The sequence below is a fragment of the Vibrio sp. R10-SG3-ISO3 genome (assembly GCF_059834225.1).
Genome location: NZ_JCBDHE010000040.1, coordinates 105,263 through 124,082, shown reverse-complemented (window position 1 = coordinate 124,082; position 18,820 = coordinate 105,263). Strand labels below are relative to the sequence as shown.

Here is an 18,820-nt window from a genome sequence, read left to right as displayed (position 1 = left end):
ATTAGCTAAGTTGTGCCTTGAGGTGCTCAATCACGTCAGCGATAGCGACTGGCGTCTTCTCTCCCGAGCGGCGGTTCTTGTACTCGAAGTTGCCTTCTTTCATTGAACGGTCACCAATCACGATAGTGTGAGGAATACCGATCAGTTCCATATCAGAGAACATAACGCCTGGGCGCTCTTTACGGTCATCGAATAGGACTTCGATACCCATAGCCGTCAGTTCAGCGTACAGCTTCTCAGCTGCTTCTTTCACTTCTTCAGACTTGTGCATGTTCATTGGTACGATCGCTACTTGGAAAGGCGCTAGAGCGTCTGGCCAGATGATGCCGTATTTGTCGTGGTTTTGTTCAATCGCTGAAGCCACAACGCGTGACACACCGATACCGTAACAACCCATCTCCAGGATGACGTTCTTACCGTCAGGGCCCAGCACGCCACAGTTCATCGCTTGTGAGTAAACATTGCCAAGCTGGAAGATGTGACCCACTTCGATACCACGCTTAAGCATTAGGGTACCTTTTCCACATGGGCTTGGATCGCCTTCGACAACATTACGCAGATCTTCAACTTGGCCAAGCTCAACGTCACGACCCCAGTTGATACCGAAGTAGTGCTTGCCATCAACGTTCGCACCCGCACCGAAGTCGCTCATTACAGCAACAGTGCGGTCAACGATGAATGGCAACTCAAGACCCACAGGGCCGAGTGAGCCAGGACCTGCGCCGATCAGGGCGCGAATCTCTTCTTCGCTTGCCATCTCTAGAGGAGCTGCAACTTGAGGAAGGTTTTCTGCTTTCACTTCGTTTAGTTCGTGGTCGCCACGGATGATTAGCGCGATGATGTCTGCGTCTACTTCATCAGAGGCTTTTACGAAAAGCGTTTTCACTGTCTTCTCGATAGGTAGACCGTGTTGCTCTACAAGCTCTGCGATGGTTTTCGCGTTTGGCGTATCCACCAGCGTCATCTCTTGAGTTGGCTCAGCGCGCTCACCAGCAGGTGCGGCCGCTTCGGCTTTTTCGATGTTCGCTGCGTAATCAGACTCAGTCGAGAAGGCGATGAGGTCTTCACCACTTTCCGCAAGTACGTGGAACTCTTGAGAACCACTACCACCAATAGCGCCAGAGTCAGCCAGTACTGGGCGGTACTCAAGACCCATGCGATCGAAGGCTTTACAGTACGCATCGTGCATTGCTTGGTAAGATTTCTCTAGACCTTCTTTGTCGATGTCAAAGCTGTATGCGTCCATCATGCAGAATTCTCGTGCACGCATTACGCCAAAACGTGGGCGACGCTCATCGCGGAATTTGGTTTGGATTTGGTACAGGTTGAGCGGTAGTTGTTTGTAAGAGCTCACTTCGTTGCGCACTAGGCTAGTGATCACTTCTTCCGCGGTTGGGCTTAGAACAAACGGACGCGTATGGCGGTCAGTAAAGCGAAGGAGTTCAGGACCCATCTTCTCGCTGCGGCCTGTCTCTTCCCATAGTTCAAACGGCTGAACAACGGGCATCAAGGTTTCGACGGCGCCTGCATTGTCGATTTCTTGACGAACGATGTTTTCGACTTTACGCAGCACACGCAGACCAGTAGGCAGCCAGGTGTATAGACCTGAAGCCAGCTTACGGATCATACCTGCGCGGAGCATGAGCTGGTGGCTCACGACCTCTGCGTCGTTTGGAGTCTCCTTAAGAGTAGAAAGAAGATAGTTACTGGTACGCATTCAATTTATCCGTTTAGTAAAGTTAGATACTCAAGCCAACGGGCTGAAGTATGAAGATCCCACAAAGGGAAAATGGTTAGCCGCTTATAATATCAGCCAAAGAGTGTTGTCAAAAGCTTTCAATCGCAGTAACTGTTATTAAGTTATCGTGAACGGTGAACTTGACGTTCAGATCGAACAAATTTACCGCATATTCCTTGTCGTCGGGCTTATTCTTTTTGTAGGCCGGACGAGGGTCTTGCGCCAGTACTTGTTCGATAACGGTTTTGACATACTCCGCATCGTGGTGCTTGTTGAGCGAGGCTAGCGCAGTCGAGGAGAAGTGGACTTGAGAGGTTTCAGGCTCTGCTTCCGCGTAGCCTCCTTTGGCCTCAGCCACTGAATCTGAGTAGGGGATATAGGGCTTGATGTCGATAATCGGGGTGCCGTCGACCAAGTCAACGTTGCCCAGATCCAGATAGATCTGATCGCCTTGCCTGCTCACCCCTTTGACTTCGACCGCCGACATGCCGATACCGTTAGGTCTGAATGTCGAGCGCGAGGCAAACACACCAATGCGCTCATTGCCGCCCAAGCGAGGCGGACGCACAGTGGGCTTCCATCCCGCTTGCAGATTCTGATCAAACAAAAACAGCAACCACACGTGAGAAAACTGCTCTAATCCACGCACGGCTTCAGGGCTATTGGCCGCCCCTTGCAGTTTGACGCGTGATCGCGCAGCAGGGACCAAGCGAGGTTGACGAGGAACGGCGAATTTCTCTTTGTAAGGGCTTTCGATAATGCCAATCGGTTCTATGGAATACATGGCTAAGGTCTTCAGTACGGATTGATACGGCAAAGTATCACAAATTTTGCTTGCTTTTCTTATTGATAATGATTATTAATTGACATGTTATAACATAACAATTAATGGAGAATTAAGAGATGAAAGTCGTGAAATCATTAAAGAGTGCAAAAAGCCGTCATCCTGATTGCCAAATCGTTAAGCGAAGAGGGCGCTTATACGTGATCTGCAAAACCAATCCTCGCTTTAAGGCGGTGCAAAAGTAACAAATGATTGATGGTGTTTATTTTATTTGTGGTTTTTTATGTTGTTATTTATCGTTTAATTAGTGATATTTTTCATTGTAAGCTAATTTTTTTGGTTGATTGTTCTACTGTTTGATACGTTTTGTAACATTTAGGATTTCTAATTGACCTTCTTGTCGAGTACTCTGCCCAAGCTTTTGTGACAGCCCTGTCACAAAAGCGTAGGAAAAACGACAAGGAGGGAACAGATGAGTTCATCTGCTTCAATGAAACAAAGCTCGCCGAAAAAGCCTATTTTTACCCGCTTTCTTGACTCGGTAGAGTATTTGGGGAACCTATTACCCCACCCAATCACACTATTTGCTATTTTCTGTCTCGCGATTCTCGTGCTATCTGGCGTTGCCGGGTACTTCGAAGTGTCAGTCATCGATCCTCGTCCTGAAGGGGCAAGCGGTCGTGCCGCAGATGGAATGATTCATGTGGTCAGCTTACTGAACGCTGAAGGCCTTCAACTGATCGTGACCAACCTGGTGAAGAACTTCGTTGGCTTTGCGCCGCTCGGGACGGTATTGGTCGCCATGTTAGGTGTTGCGATCGCTGAACACTCGGGTCTACTTTCTGCCGCGATGCGCGGTATGGTGATGGGCGCGTCTAAGCGCATGGTTACTGTGACCGTGGTTTTTGCTGGTATCATTTCTAACACCGCATCTGAGCTAGGCTATGTGGTTCTGATCCCACTGGCAGCGATGCTATTCCACTCTTTGGGTCGTCATCCCTTGGCGGGCTTGGCGGCGGCGTTTGCCGGTGTATCCGGTGGCTACTCGGCGAACTTGCTTATTGGTACGGTGGATCCACTGCTGTCTGGTATTACCGAGACCGCCGCTCAGATGATCGACCCAACTTACACCGTCGGTCCTGAGGTGAACTGGTACTTTATGTTCGTCTCCACCTTCTTTATCGCTATTACCGGTGCCTTCGTGACTGAGAAAATCGTTGAGCCAAAACTGGGTAAATACAATGACGAAGAAGCGGCGGAAGATCTGTCTCAAGACAAAATGGGTAGCCTGACGGCTATCGAAAAGAAAGGCTTGAAGTTGGCAGGTATTGCGATCCTAGTGGTATCGGCGCTGCTGGCTTGGACTATCGTTCCAGAAGATGGCGTATTGCGCTCAAGTACAGGTACTGTCGCGGGTTCTCCGTTCCTTAAGAGCATCGTGGCGTTTATCTTTGTCTTCTTCGCGATTCCTGGCTTTGTTTACGGCCGCGTAGTGGGCACGATGAACAATGACCGTGACGTGATTGATGCGATGTCTAAATCCATGTCTTCAATGGGCATGTACATTGTCTTAGTCTTCTTTGCTGCGCAGTTTGTTGCATTTTTCAAATGGACGAACTTTGGTCAAGTGTTTGCCGTAGCCGGTGCCGGTTTCTTGCAAAATATTGGTCTTACTGGCCCAATGCTGTTCTTCGCCTTTATCTTGATGTGCGGCTTCATCAACTTGATGATCGGTTCAGCGTCAGCGCAGTGGGCGGTCACCGCACCGATTTTCGTGCCTATGTTGATGCTGGTTGGCTACGCTCCAGAAACGATTCAAGCGGCTTACCGTATTGGTGACTCAACGACCAACATCATCACACCTATGATGAGTTACTTTGGTCTGATCCTCGCTGTGGCAACTCGCTACATGAAGAATCTCGGTATCGGTACTCTCATCGCGACGATGCTGCCGTACTCAATCTGCTTTATCGTTGGTTGGAGTATACTCTTCTACGTATGGGTGTTCATCCTTGGTCTACCTGTTGGTCCAGGCGCGGCGACCTACTACACGCCGTAGTCGATAGATTCACACTTTCCCTTAGCCGAAGCGTTTGCTTCGGCTTTTTTTTGCCTGCTCTTTACGTTTTTTGCTCTTTACGTTTTTTTACTTAGAAGTCTCTGGATTGATGGCTAGGGTGACCAGATAATAGACAGCATACTTTTAATAAGAGACCGTCATTATGAGCAATCCACATTCTAAACCCACCCTCTTTTTTCACTGGTTAACGGGCCTTGGTTTTATTGGCGTGTTAGGCCTTGGCTTGTATCTTGAGCAAATGGAGCGAAGCCCAGCCAAAGGCGAGTTAATGGGGATTCACAAATCCCTTGGCGTGATTATTTTGCTGATCGCTGTGTTGCGCGTGGCGTGGCGACTCAAAGAAGGGCCGATTGAAAGCTCGGCGGTGTTGACCCGAGTTCAAGAGATTCTAGCCAAGTCGATTCATGGCATTTTGATGCTGGCGACACTACTGATGCCTATCTCAGGCATCGCCATGAGCGTCGGCGGCGGGCGAGCACTGGAGGTGTTTGGCGTCGAGATCCTTGCTGCAGGGGAAAAAATAGAGTGGCTGCAATCGCTCGGGGGGGGCGTACATGGGTTTGCCCCTAAGATCATTATTGCGGCCTTGGTGCTCCACATTGCCGCGGCGCTTAAGCATCAATGGGTCGATAAGGATGGTACTTTGAGTCGTATGTTGGGGCGTAAATAATCCACAATGACAGGCTGATGGGAATGCATTTCGATCAGAGAATACCAAGATAGAAGAAGGGTCGACATGAACGTCGACCCTTTTTGGTATTTACTGTGTTATTGAGCGTTTAGGTCAGATTACCAACCTTTAACGACACCACCTTGGAAGATGTCTGAGGCAGCGTTGTACACTTCGTCAGTTTGGTAAGCTTTTACGAAGTTTTGTACATTCTCTGCTGAGACGTTGTTTTCACGCGCAACGATAAGGTTCACGTATGGTGACTCTTTATCTTCAACAAACACACCGTCTTTCTCTGGCGTCAGGTTGATAGAGCTTGCGTAAGTGGTGTTGATGACAGACAGCGCAACATCATCAAGAGAGCGTGGCAGCTGGGCAGCGTCTAGCTCAAGAATTGAGATGTTTTTTGGATTTTCAACGATGTCGCGTACCGTTGCCAGTAGACCAACGCCTTCACGCAGTGTGATCAGACCTTGCTGCTCTAGTAGAATCAATGAGCGACCTAGGTTAGTTGGATCGTTAGGAACGGCGATACGTGCACCCTCTTCGATCTCTTCCACAGAGGTCACTTGCTTAGAGTAACCCGCGATTGGGTAAACGAAAGTGTTACCTGCGATAGCCAGCTTGTAACTACGGTCAGCAATTTGCTGATCTAGGTATGGTTTGTGCTGGAACGCGTTGATGTCGATTGAACCGTCATCCAAGGCTGCATTAGGAGTAACGTAATCCGTGAATGTCACCAACTCTACATCCAGACCGAACTGCTCTTTCGCCACTTTTGCTGCTACTTCAGCAACTTGTGCTTCTGCACCCGCCATCACGCCGACTTTGATTTTGCTGTTGTCCGCTTCTTTTTCGCCACAACCAGACAGAACCAATGCAGATGCCGCAGCGGCAATCGCCAAAAGACCTTTAAGATTAAATTTCATGACCTTCTCCTTGTGAAATTCTTAATGTTTATCTGTGATCCACTCGGCGTACAATCGCATCGCCGATAGATTGAATAATTTGAACCAGTACGATGAGCATCACCACTGTCACAGCCATGATGACTACATCGTAGCGGTGGAATCCGTAACGTATCGCGACATCACCTAGACCGCCGCCGCCCACTGTACCCGCCATTGCTGAGTAGCTCACCAATGTCACCAAAGTGATGGTGACGGAGTTGACGATGGTCGGCATCGCTTCAGGAAGCAATACTTTACTGATGATTTGCATTGGCGTCGCACCCATAGATTGCGCAGCCTCGACCAAACCGCTTGGTACTTCCAGTAGTGCGCCTTCAATCAGGCGAGCGACGAATGGAATCGCACCAATCGTGAGCGGCACGATGGCGGCGGTGGTACCGATAAAAGTGCCCACCAACAGTTTCGTCACAGGGATGATGGCAACCATCAACACCAAAAACGGCACGGAGCGACCAATATTGACGATTGCGCCCAACACACCATTGAGTTTGGTGTTTTCTAGTAGGCCACCTTTTTTGGTCGTGTGTAAGATAACGCCGAGAGGGATACCGACAGCAAAGCCCACGATACCCGCGACGGCGACCATGTAGAGGGTTTCCCACGTCGCGCCAATCAATAGCTTACTGTTAAGCTCGAGCCACTGTGAAATCGTGTTAAAGGACATAGCCAAGCACCTCTACCTTTACATTGTGTTCACGCAGAAATTCGATTGCTGCGTTGTCGTCTTGCTCATTACCAAATAGCTCGGCGACCATCATGCCGAATTTTACGCCACCGGCGTAATCTAAGTCTGAACTCAGAATGCTGACATCGATATTGAATTTACGCGCAATTTGGCTCATCAGCGGTGCATCGACGGTTGCGCCAGTGAATTCAAGGCGTACCAGAGGGTAGCTGCCTTCAACGCGGCTGCTTTGCAAGCGAGCCTCGTAATCTTCTGGGATCGACAAGTCGAGCGTAGAGCGGATAAATTGGTGCGCCAGCTCGGTTTTCGGGTGAGCAAAAATATCACCAACCGTGCCTTTCTCCACCAATTCACCACCACCGATGATCGCCACTTGGTGACAAATGCTTTTGACCACGTCCATCTCGTGAGTGATCAAAAGCATAGTAATGTTCAGCTTGCGGTTGATCTCTTTTAACAGCTCAAGAATCGATTGAGTGGTCGCCGGATCGAGCGCGCTGGTCGCTTCATCACACAGCAGCACTTTAGGATCTGATGCGAGCGCACGAGCGATCGCAACGCGTTGCTTCTGACCACCACTGAGGTTTGACGGGTAGCTTTCATGCTTATCAGCAAGGCCGACCAGTTTGAGCAGTTCGGTTACCTTAGTGGTGATGGCGTTTTTGTCTTTGCCCGCCAGTTCAAGTGGCAGTGCGACATTATCAAACACAGTGCGGGATGAAAGCAGATTAAAGTGCTGGAAAATCATACCGATATTGCGGCGTGCTTGGCTCAGCTGTGATTTAGACAGTGTCGTCAAATCAACACCATCAACCTTGATTGAACCTGAGGTGGGCGCTTCCAACATGTTCACGCAGCGAATCAGTGTACTTTTCCCTGCTCCAGAAGAGCCAATAACACCGAAAATCGTTCCTTGAGGAACCGTAAGGTTAATGTCTTTCAGCGCATGGATTTCCTTGCTGCCCTGATAAAACACCTTGTTGACTTGATTAATTTCAATCATCAGTTAACCCGCTTGCAAATAACTTGGTGAGAAGTCGATTATTTTGAACTACCTCTCATTTGGTAGACGATGCTATGGGTTTGCAGGTTTAGTGTCAATAGATATTTTTACGGCTAGACGTCCAAACGCCTTTTTTCACTCTCTTGCGCGGAGATTGTTTCGTCATGAGATAGATAAGAAAGAAATAACGCGGGCAAATGGCCTGATTCACCGGCGCTAAAGCGATAGCGCTCGCCTTGCTGCAATTCGCTCGTTTTAAGGTATAATTCGAGCCAAACACAGCAGACAGAGACACATATTTTGGCAAAACCAGCAGTCTTTCTAGATAGAGATGGCGTCATCAACGTTGACCACGGTTACGTGCATGATGAGCATGATTTCGAGTTTATCGATGGCGTATTTGAGGCGACGAAGCAACTCAAGCAGATGGGCTACCTATTGGTGCTGGTGACCAATCAGTCGGGTATAGCTCGTGGCAAGTTTAGCGAAGATCGCTTCTTGTCGCTGACGCAATGGATGGATTGGAACTTTGTCGATCACGGTGTCGAGTTTGATGGCTTCTATTACTGTCCGCATCACCCTGATTATGGCGACGATCGGGATTGCGAATGTCGTAAGCCAAAGCCGGGGATGTTCCAGTCAGCGCAGCGCTTTCTCGATATCGATATGGCCAAATCGGTCATGGTCGGTGATAAGGCGCAAGATTTGATGGCGGCAGAGGCCGCGGGGGTAGGGCAGAAGATTTTGGTCCGCTCAGGCAAACCGGTGACCGAACAAGGTGAAGCGCTAGCAAGCGTGGTGCTTGATAGTCTTGCCGATGTGCCGCACTATCTAACAAATACCGTTAACTAACAAATACCGTTAACCAATAAAACCATTGATGGGCAACAAGCAGTCATGGGCACAAACACTCAAGGAGTCGAGTATGAACAAGCATTTAGCCTTGTGGGCAGTCGCGGGATTGATGTTGGGCTGCGCGCAAAGCGAGCAGGCGAGCGCGCCAGTAAAGTTCCATACCTACCAGTGTGATGAGGGCAAGCAGTTTTCAGCCGCTTACCTTTCTGGTGAAGAGACCGCACTGGTTAAAGTAGAGGGCAAATCGCTGCGTCTAACTCAGCTACCCTCAGGTTCGGGCAGCCGCTACGCGTTAATGGACGATGGCCAAGAAGTGACGCCGGCTGTCAATTTGGCCATTAAAGGTAACGAAGCGCGTTTGAACTATCAAGATCAGCGCTTTACCCAATGTGTCACTGATTAAATCCAAGTTACTGCACCTCAATAGCCAAGGCCTTCGCCTTGGCATGGCTTTTAATGACGTAGGAACATGAGCAAAAAACTCACCATTGTTGATATTGCCAAGCTGTCTGGCGTCGGAAAGTCGACCGTCTCACGTGTGCTGACCAATGACCCGAAAGTCAAACCGGAAACCCGCGCCAAAGTGGAGCGAGTGATTCAGGAGTCGGGTTATGTGCCGTCCAAATCGGCGCAATCGATGCGTGGTGGGCGACAAAAAGTCGTTGGGGTGATCATCTCTCGTCTTGACTCCCCTTCAGAAAACAGGGCAGTGAGCAGTATGCTTGCCGTCTTGTATCAACAAGGCTACGACGTGGTGATCATGGAGAGCCAGTTTGATCGCCAGATGACCAATGAACACTTAGAGGTGTTGAAAAGACGCAATGTGGATGGCGTTATCGTCTTTGGTTTTAGTGATTTGGACGTCGCGCGTCTAGCGCAGTGGCAGGCGCGCTGTGTGGTGATCGCGATGGAGACGGACGTTGTCTCTTCGATCAACTACGACAACCAAGGCGTCATCACGCACGCGCTCAATCACCTCCATCAACGTGCATGCCGAAATATTGCGTTTATCGGCGTCGATCCCAGTGATAAAACCACAGGTAAACTGCGTTTGGACGCCTACTTGAGCTGGTGTAAGCACAACCAGATCGCTCCTTGCTATCAAACCGGTCAGCTCAGTCACGACAGTGCTTATGCGTTGGTGGATAAGGTATTGTCAGAGCGCACCGACGCGATTGTGTGTGCCAGTGACACCTTAGCACTTGGCGTTATCAAGCGTTTGCAAGAGCTCGGTCGTGACTCTGTCAACGTGACAGGCGTAGGCGGCAGCGAGCTGCTCTCTTTCCTATTTCCGAATGTCTTTAGTATCGACCCTGGTTACGCTCAAGCGGGTGAAAAAGCGGCTAACGTATTGATCAATAAGATCAATGGTAGTTCAGATCAGGTTCACATCACTCAACAACCCATCCAAATTTAACTATCTGAATCCGTTGGCAATTTCTGATTTAGTGTGATCATTTTCAATTTATGGGACTGTTCCCATTTTAATATCATGCGCTTTTTGGGATTATAATGCCGAATAAATGGGAATGTTCCCATGGATATAATAACAATCAAACAGAGTCAGTTTGAATGTCTGCAATCGCAGACTAACATCAATAGAATCCAATTAGGGTGGACATGGAAATGAGTAAGATAGCCAAGCAAGACGTCGAACGTCTGATTGAGCGAGTCGGTGGACGTGACAACATCGCCAGTGTAAGTCACTGTTTGACGCGGCTACGCTTTGTGTTAAACGACACCGGTAAAGCCGATGAAAAAGCCCTTGAAGCGTTGCCAATGGTAAAAGGTTGCTTCACCAATGCCGGGCAGTTTCAGGTAGTGATTGGCACGGAAGTCGATGAAGTCTACAAAGTGTTGATTGAGCTATCCGGTCAATCTGCTGCGTCGAAAGAGGAAGCCAAACTCGCGGCAAGACAGAACATGAACCTGCTTGAGCGCGGCATTTCCCATCTTGCGGAAATCTTTGTTCCGCTGCTGCCTGCGATCATCACCGGTGGTCTGATTTTAGGTTTCCGCAATGTGATTGGCGACATCCGGATGTTTGATGGCCAAACATTAACGCAAATCAGCCAGTTTTGGGCCACGGTGCACAGCTTCCTGTGGTTGATTGGCGAAGCGATTTTCTTCTTCCTACCGGTGGGTGTGTGTTGGTCAACGGTGAAAAAACTGGGTGGTACGCCGATTCTGGGCATCACGCTCGGGGTAACCTTAGTCTCACCTCAACTCATGAACGCGTATTTGATCGGTAAACAAGTGCCCGAAGCGTGGGATTTTGGCCTATTTGTGATTGAAAAGGTCGGGTATCAAGCGCAGGTGATCCCCGCGATGTTGGCTGGGGTCGCCTTGGCGTTGATTGAGACTAACTTAAAGCGCATCGTACCCTCCTACCTCTACCTTGTTGTGGTGCCGTTTGTCTCCATCATTCTCTCTGTCGTGTTGGCGCACTCCTTAATTGGTCCATTTGGCCGCGTGTTGGGTAACGGTGTCGCGTTTGCAGCTAAGGCTGCCATGACCGGCGACTTTGCGGTGATTGGCTCGATGATATTCGGCTTCTTGTACGCGCCTTTGGTGATCACCGGTATCCACCACACCACCAATGCGGTTGACCTGCAACTGATGCAAGAATTAGGTGGCACACCGATTTGGCCGCTGATTGCACTATCGAATATCGCTCAAGCATCAGCGGTAGTGGGCATCATCCTGATCAGCAAAAAACACGGAGAGCGTGACATCTCTGTACCTGCTGCCATTTCTGCCTACCTAGGGGTGACTGAGCCTGCTATGTACGGCATCAACTTAAAGTACAAGTTCCCTATGCTAAGCGCGATGATTGGCAGTGCGGTCGCGGCGGCGATTTGTGGCAGTGCTGGCGTCATGGCGAACGGTATTGGGGTCGGCGGCTTGCCGGGTATTCTCTCTATCCAGCCCCAGTATTGGAGCGTTTACGCGATGGCGATGTTGGTGGCCATTGCTCTGCCTGCCATGCTGACACTCTTCTTCTATAAACGTGCGCAATCTAAAGGCGAACTTGAGCCTGCGAACGCATAACGCTGACGGAGCGGCCTTGGCCGCTCCTTATTCTCAGCGCCCCTTCTTTGTTACTGAAATTTTAGGCGTGATATGACACGAACAACTCAAGAGGCCAATTGGTGGAAAACTGCCACCATTTATCAAATCTATCCAAAAAGTTTTTGTGATAGCGGGGCGAAAGGCACCGGTGATCTCCAAGGGATCATCGCTAAGCTGGATTACCTCAAACACCTTGGGGTTGACGCCATCTGGTTAACACCGGTTTACCAATCACCTATGGTCGATAATGGTTACGATATTTCTGACTACTACGCGATCAATCTCGAATTTGGCACCATGGCGGACTTTGATGCGTTGCTCGCCAAGGCCCATCAGCGTGGGATTCGAATCATCATGGATATTGTTGTGAACCACACGTCAACAGAGCATGCGTGGTTTCAATCTGCCCTTGGCGATAAACACAGCCCGTACCGAGACTACTATATCTGGAGAGATCCGGTTGACGGACAAGTGCCTAATAACTGGCAATCCAAATTTGGCGGCAGCGCATGGGAGTTAGATGAGCCAACAGGGCAGTATTACCTGCATCTCTTTGCGAAGGAGCAAGCGGATCTCAACTGGGAAAATCCGCAAGTGCGCGCTGAAGTGAAAGAGATCATCAGTTTTTGGGCCAAAAAAGGGGTCGATGGTTTCCGTTTGGATGTGATTAATTTGATTTCCAAGCAGCAAGACTTCCCCAATGATGAGTGTGGCGATGGCCGCCGCTTTTACACCGATGGCCCCAAAGTACACACTTATCTGCAAGAGATCAGCGACGCCGTCTTTCAGCAATATGGCAGTGTGACAGTGGGGGAGATGTCGTCCACCACACTGGAACATTGTCAGCAGTACTCGTCACTCGATGGCCGTGAGTTGTCGATGGTGTTTAATTTCCATCATCTCAAAGTGGACTACCCCAATGGTGAGAAGTGGAGTCATGCACCGTTTGATTTTCTCGCTCTAAAGCAAATATTCAACCACTGGCAAACCGGGCTGAATGGCCAAGGGTGGGGCGCGCTCTTTTGGTGTAATCATGATCAGCCGCGTATCGTGAGCCGCTTGGGCGACGATCGCCGCTATCGAGTCGAGTCGGCAAAGATGTTGGCGGCCTCCATCCATATGATGCAGGGCACCCCTTACATATACCAAGGGGAAGAGATTGGCATGACCAATCCCAACTATGACTCGATCTCTCAGTACCGAGATGTGGAGAGCATCAACATGTACGACATCATGGTCAACCAACAAGGACTGAGCGAGCAAGCCATGTTAGCCATCTTGGCGCAAAAATCGCGTGACAACTCTCGCACGCCAATGCAATGGAATGGTGAGCGTAATGCAGGATTTTCCAAGGGCCAACCTTGGCTCGATATCGCCAGCAACTACCAAGAAATTAACGCCGAGCAAGCTGTCGCCGACAAAAACTCTGTGTTCTACTTCTATCAACGCTTGATTCAACTGCGTAAAGCGATCGCGGTGATCACCGACGGGGATTACCTTGACCTCTATCCTACCCACACTTCCGTGTTTGGTTATCAACGCCGTAATGGCAATCAAACGCTGATTTGTCTGAACAACTACTATGGTGAAGAAACGCAGTGCGAGTTACCCGATGCATTCGAGCTCGACAAGGCGCGTTATCTTCTTGGCAATTATGCCGATCATTCAGCCGATTGCTCACAGCCCGTCACTCGTCATCAGGTATTAAGGCCATACGAAACGCGGATTATTCTCAGCGAAGCGTAGAGCGAGAGATAACCCAAACCGAGCGTTACCCCCCGCTTTTTGCCCTGCTTGTCAGGGCATTTTTCTATCGGCTAAATGCGAAGTGAGAAAAAAGCAGCGGTGTTTGGAAAGGAACGCGACATTATAGGAACGAAGAAGTATAGGAGCGCAGAAGTATAGATGCAAAAAAGCCAGCTCAATGAGCTGGCTTTCGTCAATATGGTGGAGGGGGACGGATTCGAACCATCGAAGGCAGTGCCGGCAGATTTACAGTCTGCTCCCTTTGGCCACTCGGGAACCCCTCCAGGTTTTTTTTATCCTTAACCGATGATTTCTCAACTCATCAATCAAGCGTGCTCGTTAGAGCGAATATGGTGGAGGGGGACGGATTCGAACCATCGAAGGCAGTGCCGGCAGATTTACAGTCTGCTCCCTTTGGCCACTCGGGAACCCCTCCAGGGTGTTTTTATCCTTAACCGATGATTTCCCAACTCATCAATCAAGCGTGCTCGTTAGAGCGAATATGGTGGAGGGGGACGGATTCGAACCATCGAAGGCAGTGCCGGCAGATTTACAGTCTGCTCCCTTTGGCCACTCGGGAACCCCTCCAGGGTGTTTTTATCCTTAACCGATGATTTCCCAACTCATCAATCAAGCGTGCTCGTTAGAGCGAATATGGTGGAGGGGGACGGATTCGAACCATCGAAGGCAGTGCCGGCAGATTTACAGTCTGCTCCCTTTGGCCACTCGGGAACCCCTCCAGGAATTTTTATACTTAACGGATGATTTCCCAACCCATCAATCAAGTGCGGAGCGAATCATAGCAAACTCGCCCAAGCTGTAAAGCCTTTTCTTAGCATTTTGAACTGAATGGTGCCTTTTTGGGCAAAGACGGGATTTATTCACCATAAAGGACACAAAAGTCGCGCTTCTCTTACTGTTTATTTCTCACTCTTTACATTACTTGACGTTGTATCTACGTATAAAGCGCTAGAATAAGTTGGGTTTAATTGGACTGAACTATCATCATGAAAAAGAAAATTTTTGTAAGTCTGTTGTCATTATCGATGTTGGCCAACACATCCGTCGCGTTCGGGCGTGGTCCGAGTATCAGTGTGATCACTGAGCCTGTGGATATTCATCAAGTATCGCAATCTCTTTCTCTGGTCGGCAAACTGAAAGCGGATCAATCGGTCACTATCGCCTCAGAAGTGGCCGGCAAAGTGGACACCATTGCGGTGCTGGCGAATCAAGAAGTTCAGCAAGGGCAACTGCTTGTTAAGCTTGATGACGATAAAGCACGCGCAGCGGTGGTGGAAGCGCAGGCTTACCTCAAAGATGAGCAGCGTAAACTCAAAGAATTTGAGCGTTTGGTGTCACGTAACGCCATTACGCAAACCGAAATCGACGCGCAAAAAGCGAGCGTCGATATTGCCAAAGCGCGCCTCGACGCCGCCAATGCCAATCTGAATGACCTCCATATTAGTGCTCCTTTTTCCGGTACGGTTGGCTTTATTGATTTCAGTCGCGGCAAATTGGTCAGCGTTGGCTCAGAGCTGCTGACGCTCGACGACCTCACCGTGATGCAGTTAGACCTTCAAGTGCCAGAGCGCTATTTATCGCAGATTTCACGTGGTATGAAGGTCAAAGCGACCAACGCGGCATGGCAAGGTCGCGTGTTTGAAGGCGAGGTAATCGGTATCGATTCGCGCATCAATGCGGAAACCTTGAACCTGCGTGTACGTATTCACTTTGATAACCCAGACAACCTGCTCAAACCCGGCATGCTGGTTTCCGCAGAGATGGACTTTCCGCCGATTGAAGCGCCCATTATTCCAGTACAAGCGCTTGAATATTCCGGTACGAAGCGTTTTGTCTACGTCATCGATGAGCAGGGTAAGGCCACCCGAACCGAAGTTTTACTCGGCGCGCGCATCGGCAACCAAGTGGTGATTGAACAAGGACTCGACATCGGTGAGAAGATCGTGGTGCAGGGCATTGTTAACATGCGTGATGGCGTGACCGTGAGTGAGCTTGGGCCGGATGGTAAGCCGCTCAAAAGCCAGGTTGAGCGTGCAGCACAAGAAGGGGCGAACTGATGCTGTTATCCGATGTATCGGTTAAAAGACCGGTTGCCGCCATCGTACTGAGCTTGCTGCTGTGTGTGTTTGGCATTGTGTCGTTTAGCAAACTGGCGGTGCGCGAAATGCCTGACATCGAAAACCCTGTGGTGTCGATCAGCACTCGCTACAGTGGCGCGTCCGCCACCATCATTGAAAGCCAGATTACCTCAGTGTTGGAAGATCAGCTCTCGGGTATTAGCGGTATTGATGAGATCTCCTCGACCACGCGCAACGGGATGTCGCGCATTACTATCACGTTCGAGTTGGGGTATGACCTCAACACCGGGGTGAGTGATGTGCGTGATGCGGTGGCGCGCGCCCAGCGCTCTTTGCCGGACGAAGCCGACGATCCTGTGGTGTTTAAGAACAATGGTTCCGGTGAGGCGTCACTTTACATAAACCTAAGCTCGTCTGAGATGGATCGCACCCAGTTGACGGACTACGTTGAGCGGGTACTGCTCGACCGTTTCAGCTTGATCACAGGGGTGAGCTCGGTCGATATTTCCGGCGGCTTGTACAAAGTGATGTACGTTAAGCTCAAGCCAGAGCTTATGGCCGGACGCGGCGTAACGACGTCGGACATTACCTCGGCGCTGCGCAGTGAAAACATTGAAAGCCCCGGCGGCGAGGTACGTAACGATCAGATCGTCATGTCAGTGCGTACCGCGCGCAGCTACAATCAGGCCGAAGATTTTGAATACCTGGTGGTCAAACGCGCCAGCGACAATACGCCCATCTATCTAAAAGATGTCGCCGATGTCTTTATTGGTGCCGAGAATGAAAACTCGACTTTTAAAAGCGACGGTGTGGTTAACGTCAGCATGGGCATTGTGCCGCAGTCGGATGCGAACCCCTTAGATGTGGCGACTTTGGTCCACAAAGAGGTCGACAATATTCAGCAGTTTTTACCTGCGGGCACTCGTTTGGCGATTGACTACGACTCAACAGTCTTTATTGAACGTTCAATCTCCGAGGTTTACAACACGCTATTTATCACGGGTGGTTTGGTGATCTTGGTGTTGTACATCTTTATCGGCCAAGCGAGAGCGACCTTGATCCCGGCCGTCACTGTGCCCGTTTCACTGATTTCTTCGTTTATCGCTGCGTACTATTTTGGTTTTTCCATCAACTTGATCACGCTGATGGCGCTGATTTTGTCAATTGGCCTGGTGGTGGATGATGCCATAGTAGTGGTGGAAAACATCTTCCACCATATCGAGCAAGGTGAGAAGCCACTGCTTGCGGCGTATAAAGGCACGCGTGAGGTCGGTTTTGCGGTCATTGCCACCACCTTGGTATTGGTGATGGTGTTTTTGCCGATCTCCTTTATGGATGGCATGGTAGGGCTTCTGTTTACCGAGTTCTCCGTGTTGCTGGCGATGTCAGTGATCTTCTCGTCAATGGTGGCATTAACGCTGACTCCGGTGCTTGGCAGCCATCTCTTGAAAGCCAACGTCAAACCGAATCGTTTCAATCTGTTTGTTGATCGCATGTTTGCCCGCCTCGAATCGGCGTACCGTGCTCTGCTGCGTGTCGCATTGAAGTGGAAATGGGCCGCACCTCTGGTGATCATGGCTTGTATTGGCGGCAGTTGGGGCTTGATGCAACAAGTGCCCGCACAGCTCACCCCCTCAGAAGACCGCGGGGTCATTTTTGCTTTTGCGCGTGGCGCGGATGCGACCAGTTACAACCGCATGGCGGCGAACATGGACATCATCGAAAAGCGTTTGCTGCCTCTTCTTGGACAAGGCTTCTTGAAGTCGTTCAGTATTCAATCGCCTGCGTTTGGCGGCAATGCCGGTGACCAAACCGGTTTTGTTATCATGATTCTGGAAGATTGGAATGACCGTGACATCACCGCACAAGAGGCGCTGGGTGAGGTGCGTAAAGCCCTATCAGGAATCGCCGATGTGCGCGTATTCCCGTTTATGCCAGGCTTTAGAGGCGGTTCGAGCGAGCCAGTGCAATTTGTGCTGGGTGGCTCGGATTACTCTGAACTAAAAACGTGGGCGGAAAAACTTGAAGCGATCGCCGAAGCGTCCCCGTATATGGAAGGGGCAGACATTAACTACTCTGAGCGTACACCAGAGTTGGTGGTCTCAGTTGACCGTCAACGCGCAGCAGAGCTTGGGATCAGCGTTCAGGATATCTCAGACACTCTTGAGATCATGTTGGGCGGCAAAAGCGAAACCACCTTTGTGGAACGCGGCGAAGAGTACGACGTCTATTTACGCGGTGATGAAAACAGTTTCAACAATGCCGCGGATTTGAGCCAAATCTACATGCGTACCTCGGGTGGTGAGCTAGTGACGCTCGATGCCTTGACTAAGATTGAAGAGGTGGCGTCATCCACACGCCTGTCTCACTACAACAAGCAAAAAGCAATCACCATCACTGCCAACCTGTCGGACGGCTACACCTTAGGTGAGGCGCTGGACTTTCTTGATCAGCAAGCGGTAGAGCTGCTGCCTGGGGATATTTCGGTCAGTTACTCGGGTGAGTCAAAAGACTACAAAGAGAATCAGTCGAGCATATTGATGGTGTTTGGTTTGGCCTTGCTGGTGGCGTATTTGGTGTTGGCGGCGCAGTTTGAAAGCTTTATCAACCCGTTGGTGGTGATGTTTACCGTGCCGATGGGCGTGTTTGGTGGCTTCCTAGGTCTGGTGATTATGGGCGAGGGGATGAACATCTACAGCCAGATTGGCATGATCATGTTGATTGGTATGGTGACCAAAAACGGTATTTTGATCGTCGAGTTCGCGAACCAGCTCCGAGACCGCGGGTTTGAATTTGAGCAAGCGATTGTTGATGCGGCGGCGCGTCGTCTTCGTCCGATTATGATGACGGCGTTCACCACGCTAGCGGGCGCTATCCCATTGATACTCTCGACAGGCGCTGGCTATGAAAGTCGCGTTGCGGTCGGTACGGTGATCTTCTTTGGTATGGCGTTTGCCACCTTAGTGACCTTGTTTGTCATTCCGGCCATGTATCGATTGATCTCGGCCAACACGCGATCACCGGGCCATGTTGAAGCGGAGCTCAACAAAGAGCTCAGCCAAGACGTCACGGTGCGTAAAGCGCATTAATGACTCAGCCCGCACGTTCGCGGGCTTT

15 protein-coding genes and 4 tRNA genes are annotated in these 18,820 nt (G+C 50.1%); 10 read left to right on the top strand and 9 right to left on the bottom strand.

Going from position 1 to position 18,820, the window contains the following annotated elements; translation table 11 throughout:
- Position 1: 1 nt before the first annotated feature.
- Positions 2-1,717 carry a proline--tRNA ligase gene (locus AC6R1A_RS10405; protein ID WP_500631717.1) on the bottom strand — a complete coding sequence of 572 codons (1,716 nt, stop codon included), beginning with the start codon at positions 1,715-1,717 and terminating at the stop codon, positions 2-4.
- A 109-nt stretch (positions 1,718-1,826) separates the two neighbouring features.
- Positions 1,827-2,522 carry a tRNA (N6-threonylcarbamoyladenosine(37)-N6)-methyltransferase TrmO gene (tsaA, locus tag AC6R1A_RS10400; RefSeq protein WP_500631716.1) on the bottom strand — a complete coding sequence of 232 codons (696 nt, stop codon included), beginning with the start codon at positions 2,520-2,522 and terminating at the stop codon, positions 1,827-1,829.
- Positions 2,523-2,641: 119 nt separating this feature from the next.
- Here tsaA and ykgO point away from each other — a divergent pair, with 119 nt between their 5' ends.
- The 3 genes from ykgO (at position 2,642) to AC6R1A_RS10385 (ending at position 5,272) form a co-directional block, all read left to right on the top strand.
- Positions 2,642-2,767: a type B 50S ribosomal protein L36 gene (gene ykgO, locus AC6R1A_RS10395; protein ID WP_005380299.1), complete on the top strand. Its 126-nt coding sequence runs from the start codon at positions 2,642-2,644 to the stop codon at positions 2,765-2,767.
- Positions 2,768-2,994: 227 nt separating this feature from the next.
- Complete coding sequence (locus AC6R1A_RS10390) at positions 2,995-4,581, top strand: AbgT family transporter (RefSeq protein WP_500631715.1); 1,587 nt, start codon at positions 2,995-2,997, stop codon at positions 4,579-4,581.
- Positions 4,582-4,744: 163 nt separating this feature from the next.
- Positions 4,745-5,272, top strand: coding sequence for a cytochrome b (locus AC6R1A_RS10385; protein ID WP_500631714.1), 528 nt, complete (start codon positions 4,745-4,747; stop codon positions 5,270-5,272).
- Between the two features lie 119 nt (positions 5,273-5,391).
- On the opposite strand, the gene AC6R1A_RS10380 is transcribed toward AC6R1A_RS10385, so the two are convergent.
- Genes AC6R1A_RS10380 through metN form a run of 3 tightly spaced genes read right to left on the bottom strand, consistent with a single transcriptional unit; the run spans position 5,392 to position 7,931 of the window.
- On the bottom strand, positions 5,392-6,201 hold the full coding sequence (locus AC6R1A_RS10380) for a MetQ/NlpA family lipoprotein (protein ID WP_487901256.1): 810 nt from the start codon (positions 6,199-6,201) through the stop codon (positions 5,392-5,394).
- 28 nt (positions 6,202-6,229) lie between these two features.
- Entirely contained in the window at positions 6,230-6,907 is a 678-nt protein-coding gene (locus tag AC6R1A_RS10375) for a methionine ABC transporter permease (protein ID WP_334554517.1), read from the bottom strand.
- The gene (gene metN, locus AC6R1A_RS10370; protein WP_334554519.1) at positions 6,897-7,931 is read right to left on the bottom strand and encodes a methionine ABC transporter ATP-binding protein MetN; all 1,035 of its coding nucleotides are present in this window, start codon (positions 7,929-7,931) and stop codon (positions 6,897-6,899) included. Before metN ends, AC6R1A_RS10375 begins: the two co-directional genes overlap by 11 nt.
- Positions 7,932-8,231: 300 nt before the next feature.
- Between metN and gmhB the strand changes: the two genes are divergently transcribed.
- The 5 genes from gmhB (at position 8,232) to treC (ending at position 13,604) form a co-directional block, all read left to right on the top strand.
- Entirely contained in the window at positions 8,232-8,783 is a 552-nt protein-coding gene (gene gmhB, locus AC6R1A_RS10365; protein WP_500626569.1) for a D-glycero-beta-D-manno-heptose 1,7-bisphosphate 7-phosphatase, read from the top strand.
- A gap of 73 nt (positions 8,784-8,856) precedes the next feature.
- Complete coding sequence (locus AC6R1A_RS10360; protein WP_500633909.1) at positions 8,857-9,189, top strand: MliC family protein; 333 nt, start codon at positions 8,857-8,859, stop codon at positions 9,187-9,189.
- 66 nt (positions 9,190-9,255) lie between these two features.
- Positions 9,256-10,203, top strand: a complete 948-nt coding sequence (gene treR / locus AC6R1A_RS10355; protein WP_500631713.1) for a trehalose operon repressor TreR — start codon at positions 9,256-9,258, stop codon at positions 10,201-10,203.
- Between the two features lie 209 nt (positions 10,204-10,412).
- The gene (gene treB, locus AC6R1A_RS10350) at positions 10,413-11,837 is read left to right on the top strand and encodes a PTS trehalose transporter subunit IIBC (protein ID WP_334554527.1); all 1,425 of its coding nucleotides are present in this window, start codon (positions 10,413-10,415) and stop codon (positions 11,835-11,837) included.
- A 72-nt stretch (positions 11,838-11,909) separates the two neighbouring features.
- Positions 11,910-13,604: an alpha,alpha-phosphotrehalase gene (gene treC, locus AC6R1A_RS10345; RefSeq protein WP_500633908.1), complete on the top strand. Its 1,695-nt coding sequence runs from the start codon at positions 11,910-11,912 to the stop codon at positions 13,602-13,604.
- Positions 13,605-13,803: 199 nt separating this feature from the next.
- Here treC and AC6R1A_RS10340 read toward each other — a convergent pair.
- The 4 genes from AC6R1A_RS10340 to AC6R1A_RS10325 form a co-directional block, all read right to left on the bottom strand.
- A tRNA-Tyr gene (locus AC6R1A_RS10340) sits at positions 13,804-13,888 on the bottom strand.
- A gap of 67 nt (positions 13,889-13,955) precedes the next feature.
- Positions 13,956-14,040: transfer RNA gene (locus AC6R1A_RS10335), tRNA-Tyr, on the bottom strand.
- A 67-nt stretch (positions 14,041-14,107) separates the two neighbouring features.
- Positions 14,108-14,192: transfer RNA gene (locus AC6R1A_RS10330), tRNA-Tyr, on the bottom strand.
- A 67-nt stretch (positions 14,193-14,259) separates the two neighbouring features.
- Positions 14,260-14,344: transfer RNA gene (locus tag AC6R1A_RS10325), tRNA-Tyr, on the bottom strand.
- Positions 14,345-14,611: 267 nt separating this feature from the next.
- On the opposite strand from AC6R1A_RS10325, the gene AC6R1A_RS10320 reads away from it, so the two are divergent.
- Entirely contained in the window at positions 14,612-15,682 is a 1,071-nt protein-coding gene (locus AC6R1A_RS10320) for an efflux RND transporter periplasmic adaptor subunit (protein WP_500633907.1), read from the top strand.
- On the top strand, positions 15,682-18,792 hold the full coding sequence (gene vexH / locus AC6R1A_RS10315; protein ID WP_500633906.1) for a vibriobactin export RND transporter permease subunit VexH: 3,111 nt from the start codon (positions 15,682-15,684) through the stop codon (positions 18,790-18,792). Before AC6R1A_RS10320 ends, vexH begins: the two co-directional genes overlap by 1 nt.
- The last annotated feature ends 28 nt before the right edge of the window (positions 18,793-18,820 follow it).

What these genes read in the sequence shown, in the direction of transcription:
- AC6R1A_RS10405 (WP_500631717.1), bottom strand. Translation starts at nt 1,717, where the DNA reads ATGCGTACCAGTAACTATCTTCTTTCTACTCTTAAGGAGACTCCAAAC.
- AC6R1A_RS10380 (WP_487901256.1), bottom strand. Translation starts at nt 6,201, where the DNA reads ATGAAATTTAATCTTAAAGGTCTTTTGGCGATTGCCGCTGCGGCATCT.
- AC6R1A_RS10390 (WP_500631715.1), top strand. Translation starts at nt 2,995, where the DNA reads ATGAGTTCATCTGCTTCAATGAAACAAAGCTCGCCGAAAAAGCCTATT.
- vexH (WP_500633906.1), top strand. Translation starts at nt 15,682, where the DNA reads ATGCTGTTATCCGATGTATCGGTTAAAAGACCGGTTGCCGCCATCGTA.
- AC6R1A_RS10360 (WP_500633909.1), top strand. Translation starts at nt 8,857, where the DNA reads ATGAACAAGCATTTAGCCTTGTGGGCAGTCGCGGGATTGATGTTGGGC.
- treC (WP_500633908.1), top strand. Translation starts at nt 11,910, where the DNA reads ATGACACGAACAACTCAAGAGGCCAATTGGTGGAAAACTGCCACCATT.
- AC6R1A_RS10385 (WP_500631714.1), top strand. Translation starts at nt 4,745, where the DNA reads ATGAGCAATCCACATTCTAAACCCACCCTCTTTTTTCACTGGTTAACG.
- tsaA (WP_500631716.1), bottom strand. Translation starts at nt 2,522, where the DNA reads ATGTATTCCATAGAACCGATTGGCATTATCGAAAGCCCTTACAAAGAG.
- metN (WP_334554519.1), bottom strand. Translation starts at nt 7,931, where the DNA reads ATGATTGAAATTAATCAAGTCAACAAGGTGTTTTATCAGGGCAGCAAG.
- AC6R1A_RS10320 (WP_500633907.1), top strand. Translation starts at nt 14,612, where the DNA reads ATGAAAAAGAAAATTTTTGTAAGTCTGTTGTCATTATCGATGTTGGCC.
- treR (WP_500631713.1), top strand. Translation starts at nt 9,256, where the DNA reads ATGAGCAAAAAACTCACCATTGTTGATATTGCCAAGCTGTCTGGCGTC.
- treB (WP_334554527.1), top strand. Translation starts at nt 10,413, where the DNA reads ATGAGTAAGATAGCCAAGCAAGACGTCGAACGTCTGATTGAGCGAGTC.
- AC6R1A_RS10375 (WP_334554517.1), bottom strand. Translation starts at nt 6,907, where the DNA reads ATGTCCTTTAACACGATTTCACAGTGGCTCGAGCTTAACAGTAAGCTA.
- ykgO (WP_005380299.1), top strand. Translation starts at nt 2,642, where the DNA reads ATGAAAGTCGTGAAATCATTAAAGAGTGCAAAAAGCCGTCATCCTGAT.